This is a genomic window from Enterococcus ratti (assembly GCF_001886195.1).
In the GTDB taxonomy this organism is placed as follows: Bacteria; Bacillota; Bacilli; order Lactobacillales; family Enterococcaceae; genus Enterococcus_B; species Enterococcus_B ratti.
On the sequence record NZ_JXLB01000039.1, the window covers coordinates 1 to 5,045 of the forward strand.

Here is a 5,045-nt window from a genome sequence, read left to right on the forward strand (position 1 = left end):
GACTCGAAAATGGGGATCGAATAAGTTGTTTATTTAATTTCTCAAGTTTTTCGTTTAATCGTTTTTCAAAAGAAATCATCTGTTTGATTGACCAAGATTCTTCTTCATTATTCATTTGATATTCCGCCACTGCTTCAGAAACTCGATCAATTTCTTCTTGCAACATTTTCTTTTGTCGCTCTGGAGAAAGCGTGATTTTTTCAAATTGACTATGACCGATAATGACTGCATCGTATTTTCCTACGGCAATTCGAGAAACAAACTCTTTGCGTTTACTTTTCTCAAAATCTTTTTTTGTGGTGATCAATACTTTTTTGGCAGGATAAAAGCGCAAATATTTAGAAGCATAGAAATCATACTCTAGTTGAATAATCCCGCTTCTCTGCATGTATTGAGGTGTTTCAAATAATTCATACATAAACGATTGATAAATTTCAGTTGGAATCCATGTAGCTCCTAATGAATAGTCAATATCTCCAGCTTTTAATGGTGTGGGCTGTGATTGTTCCAATGCTGAAACATTTTTTTGAAAAATTTCTGGATACGATTCAATCGCCAATTTTGCTTCTGCTAATTTCTGTTTCACATCTCCACTGAGATATTCTTCACGTGTTTCCCAAACATCACCATAAATATCTCCTTGATACTTCGTGGGATTGATAAAAATTGAATCCTCTAATTCGTCAATGATTATTTCTTTATCTTTTGGATAAATAGAGACCATATAATCAAGATCCACTTTCATTTGACGATTGATTGATAATTGTAAAGCTTCTTGGGCTGTCTCCACTTGAGTAATTTCTTCTATTTTTCGAATCGTTGCTTGAAAGAAGATATCTCCCTTTCGAACTGTACCGTCTTCCTGAACTTCTTCGATTGACTTTAACAACGGATAATATTCATCACGATCAAATATTTTACCTGTTTTATTGATCGAATCATAGGTAGCCACAAATTCATCATAACAAGCATTAAGCTGATTTAAAGAAGCTTGTAATTCTTCCTGTATATATTCTGTATTTCGTTGTAACTCAATGACAGAAAGCAAAGCTTCTTTAATTTCAATCAATCGTTTCATTTGTTCTATGGACTTTTTAGAACCCGTATATTTTTCTAATTCTCCTGCATCATTGAAGAAAATTTCGTCATCAATGACTCCATAATTGAACATTGGAATTTCTTTCTCTAACCCTTCTTTTTCTACAGAAACTAAATCAATCATTTCTGTTTCCGTTGAAATAGTTAATTGACCATCAAAATTCAAGAAAGCTTGATTTAAATGATCAATTAAATTTCCTTCACGTGGTTTGACAGTTAACGTTTGACCCCTGAAATTCTTGATAGCTAAATCACCTAAGACCATCTCTTTGTGACGAATAAAGTAATTATTCATTATCACTTCTGGTATTTCTGGATCTGTGCCATCAAAGACCCAACTTGGAGAATACTTTAATTCTCGCTCGGAGTTCTTCTGGAAGAAAAGAATATCTGTCACCACATCTGTTCCTGCAATTTTCTTAAAGGCATTGCTTGGTAAGCGAACCGCACCTAATAAATCAGCTTTTTCGGCATATTCACGTCTAATAGAAGAATCTGATTTATCCATTGTCGACATCGACGTAATAACCGCTACAATTCCACCTTCTTTTACGCTATCAAGGGCTTTTTTGATAAAGTAATCGTGAATCGAATATTTTCTAGAATAGTTAGTATCTTCAATTTTGAAATTATCAAAAGGAATATTACTAATCACTAAGTCGAATTTATTCTTATTTAACGGAGTCTTTTCAAACCCTGTAATCTCAATGTTGGCATCAGGGTGTAATTGTTGCGCAATCTTGCCAGTGATTGGATCTAATTCCACTCCATAAAGCGTAGAATTTTCTCTTATTGTTTTTGGCATAGCAGAAAAGAAATTCCCTGTTCCTGTCGAAGGATCTAAAATTGTACCTCCTTTAAAGCCCATTGATTCAATTTTTTGGTAAATGGCTTGGATAATACGTGGATCAGTATAATAAGCCGTTAACACGCTTTCTCTAGCTGATCGGTAATCTTCTGCAGACAACAATACTTTTAATTGATTTCGTTCACTTAAATATTGGTCATCTCGTTCATCAAAAATCGCTGCCAAACCACCCCAACCGACATATTTTGCAAGAACTTCTCGTTCTTTGTCAGTAGCGATTCGTCCAGGTGTCTGACTAATTTCTTTCGATAACCGAATCGCTTCAAGATTAGCTTTGATTTTTTCTCTTGCTTTACTAGGATAAAATTGAGCAACATCTATATTTTCAAAAGAAAAACCGTTTGTTTTATTCCGATAAATTTGTTCAAATATTGTTTCACCATGATTGATTATCTCTTTTTTAGATTCTATTTTCGGAATAAATGCGACTTCAGTTCCATATCCTTCAGTTACAACAGGTTTTTCTTCTGTTTCTATCTCTTCTAAATCAAATAGCGTTAATTCCTCTATTTCAGTATCCGCTTGACTTAGCTCTTCTTTAGCTGATTTTTCTTTCGTAAAATCTGGAGTAATTTCTTTGTAATCAGAATTTTTCTCAACAAAAAAAGACTCCGAAGATTGTTTTTCTTCAAAGTCTTTTATATCTGAATTGAATTTTCCATCTATAGAATCTCGCTCATTGCGAGTTCGATTGCTTGTTCCCGAAATTGCATTCGTATCTTCGACGCTTCCTCGAAATTCGCTTGTTGAGCTGGTGTCAGTGGATTGGCTTCTTCCAATGCTTCCATCAATTCGCTTACTCTGTTCCACACTTTTTTGTTGATTTCGTGTCCCCACTTCATCAGATCGCCCTCGACTAGTTTGATTTGGTACTCCACTGGATTCTCTTCCTGTAATTTGGCTACGGCTATTTTCCCGAATCTCCCCAGTGGACAATTTGGATACTCGACTTCTGGTATCAATTGTCCTGTCTCGTTCTCGTAATATTTTAGACTCATGTTCATTCATCCTCTCTCTTTTATAAACTAAAATTTCTTTACTAATTAGTCGGTTTACTTCATTTGCATAACCCATTACTTTAAAAAAGTTAGGCAAACTTTGTAACATAGTGAATTCTTGTTCGGTTATATCAATTATTTCAGAACCAATACTCTTATTTTTTGCCAAAAATAAACCAATTTCTATAGATAGTCTACGAATATCTGGTTCTTCAGTAAAATCAACTGTTTCATCAATTAAATCTTCTATTTCTTGGCTAACTAAAAGATTCCAGTCATCTGTTTCTAACGTATAGTCAGGAAAATGAAGTTCTATTCCATCTGTTTGAGAAAAATCAAAATAATGTTTTACATTTATTTTCCCTGTTGACTGACTAAGAACAGCAATGGATTTTTCGCCTTTTTTAACAAATCGTCCTAATTTTTTCCACGTATCAAAATCAGCGATATGGGTAGCATTCGACTTCTGTCCGTAAATAAATATTTGCTCATAAATATCGTATTTATGAAACATCTGAACCTGATTAAAAAAATCAAATAAATTGTTCTTATCAGAAACAACCGTTTGGAATGTCTCCTTGAATAAGTTTCCTAATTCTTTGTACTTTTGATAATTCATAGTTTCCCTCCCATAAAGATAAAAGAAGGAGGAGCGGATACGCCCCTCCTTAGAAAAGGCGTACCCTTTTCTATTCAGTTTTTATCAAAAATCAATTTCTAATGAATAATCTAAGATTTGTTTCACTAATAAAAAGTCTTCACCTCTTAATCGATCAATAAACTCTTTACTCACAATTCGTTCAGTATCAAAACTATGAATCTGTGTCGCATTGATTCTTCCATGTATTTTGTATCCATGCAATGGAATATAACCAGAAAAATTATTTCCTCCTGAAGTAATTGGACACACAATAATATAATTCGTTTTACGATTATACGCATTGGAAGAAACAACCAGGGCTGGGTGTTTCCCACTCATCTCTCTTCCAAAAGACGGCGTGAAATTCAACCATATAAGGTCACCTTGTTGCGGTTCATACATCCTTTTCTATCTCCTCCTGAGCTAAAAATTGCCATTCCTCATCTTCTGCTTTTTGAAAAGATTCATCTGATAAAAATGGATTTTTAATTTTTGGTGTAAAAATCAATCCACCATTTTTTGATTTATAGGTGACATACTCTGTTCCTGCTTCAACTTGATATTGTTTAGGAATTGAAATAGAGATTGAATTACCAACTTTTCTAGCTGTTACATGAATCATTCTGCATTCCCCCTGTTCGCCAAATATTTTACCACGTAAAATTAGATTTTACAACGTATTTTATCTGTGCTTACACAATTAAAGGTTATGCTCAATTGCATATTCCATTTCTTCATATGCTCGTTGATTCAAATAATGTTGAAGACTCCGGTCGCAACTTTTTCTTAGCTGATTCATTATCTTTTTTAATTCATACTCTTGGTTCTTTGGTTGATATCCGTTGTATCCTATTCTAGTTTGAACTTTAGATTTAGGTCGCTTAGATTCAATCTCATCATTTTTATTTCTCTCATGAAGTGGCAATTCTTCTGTTTGGCTAATGTCATAAACCAAAATTTCTATAAATTCTATATAACCCATTTCATCTCTTCGTGGCGCAACAATTCGTATACCATTTGAAAGTTCATCTTCTTTTACTTTGCGATTTTTCAATCTCCATTGCTGTGAACCATATACCAGAGTTGCTTCAGAATATTGTTCTAAAATTCGGCGCTGATTTCCTCTTGAAAAAGCATCTAAGTTACTATTTATTTTTTGTTTATCTTTCTTATACGAAACAGATTGTTTATCTTTTGAATCTGAAGAATATTGTTTCTCTTCATCATCTGAAAAAAATTGCTTATCTTCTGAACTGGAAAAATTTAGTGACTGAATGTCAGGCTTTTCTCCGCTATGAAATACTCTTCTTTGTTGTAACTTTTCATGAGTAAATACAGATACAGGTTCAAAAAAGATATCTCCATCTTTTTCTCGAATATACATCGCACGTTTGAATAAAAATAGAGATAGTCGTTTCAACTATCTCTATTTCATTAATTA

Annotated in this window: 4 protein-coding genes and 1 pseudogene; all 5 read right to left on the reverse strand. The window is 33.4% G+C overall.

Translation table 11 applies throughout. The features are described from left to right. Positions 1-1,936 (reverse strand): annotated as a pseudogene (locus RV14_RS13095) (Eco57I restriction-modification methylase domain-containing protein); the annotation flags it as partial. A gap of 692 nt (positions 1,937-2,628) precedes the next feature. Further along, on the reverse strand, positions 2,629-2,970 hold the full coding sequence (locus RV14_RS13100) for a TnpV protein (RefSeq protein ID WP_071856364.1): 342 nt from the start codon (positions 2,968-2,970) through the stop codon (positions 2,629-2,631). Positions 2,971-3,667: 697 nt separating this feature from the next. Then, positions 3,668-4,006 (reverse strand): type II toxin-antitoxin system PemK/MazF family toxin, encoded by a 339-nt coding sequence (locus RV14_RS11405; protein ID WP_071856365.1) that lies wholly within the window; start codon positions 4,004-4,006, stop codon positions 3,668-3,670. Continuing rightward, on the reverse strand, positions 3,999-4,226 hold the full coding sequence (gene mazE / locus RV14_RS11410) for a type II toxin-antitoxin system PemI/MazE family antitoxin (protein ID WP_071856366.1): 228 nt from the start codon (positions 4,224-4,226) through the stop codon (positions 3,999-4,001). The genes RV14_RS11405 and mazE overlap by 8 nt, the downstream gene beginning before the upstream one ends. Positions 4,227-4,304: 78 nt before the next feature. Next, entirely contained in the window at positions 4,305-5,024 is a 720-nt protein-coding gene (locus RV14_RS11415) for a hypothetical protein (RefSeq protein WP_071856367.1), read from the reverse strand. Between the last annotated feature and the right edge of the window lie 21 nt (positions 5,025-5,045).

Excerpts from the sequence above, each read along its gene's own strand:
- RV14_RS13100 (WP_071856364.1), bottom strand. The coding sequence starts at position 2,970 with ATGAACATGAGTCTAAAATATTACGAGAACGAGACAGGACAATTGATA.
- RV14_RS11405 (WP_071856365.1), bottom strand. The coding sequence starts at position 4,006 with ATGTATGAACCGCAACAAGGTGACCTTATATGGTTGAATTTCACGCCG.
- mazE (WP_071856366.1), bottom strand. The coding sequence starts at position 4,226 with ATGATTCATGTAACAGCTAGAAAAGTTGGTAATTCAATCTCTATTTCA.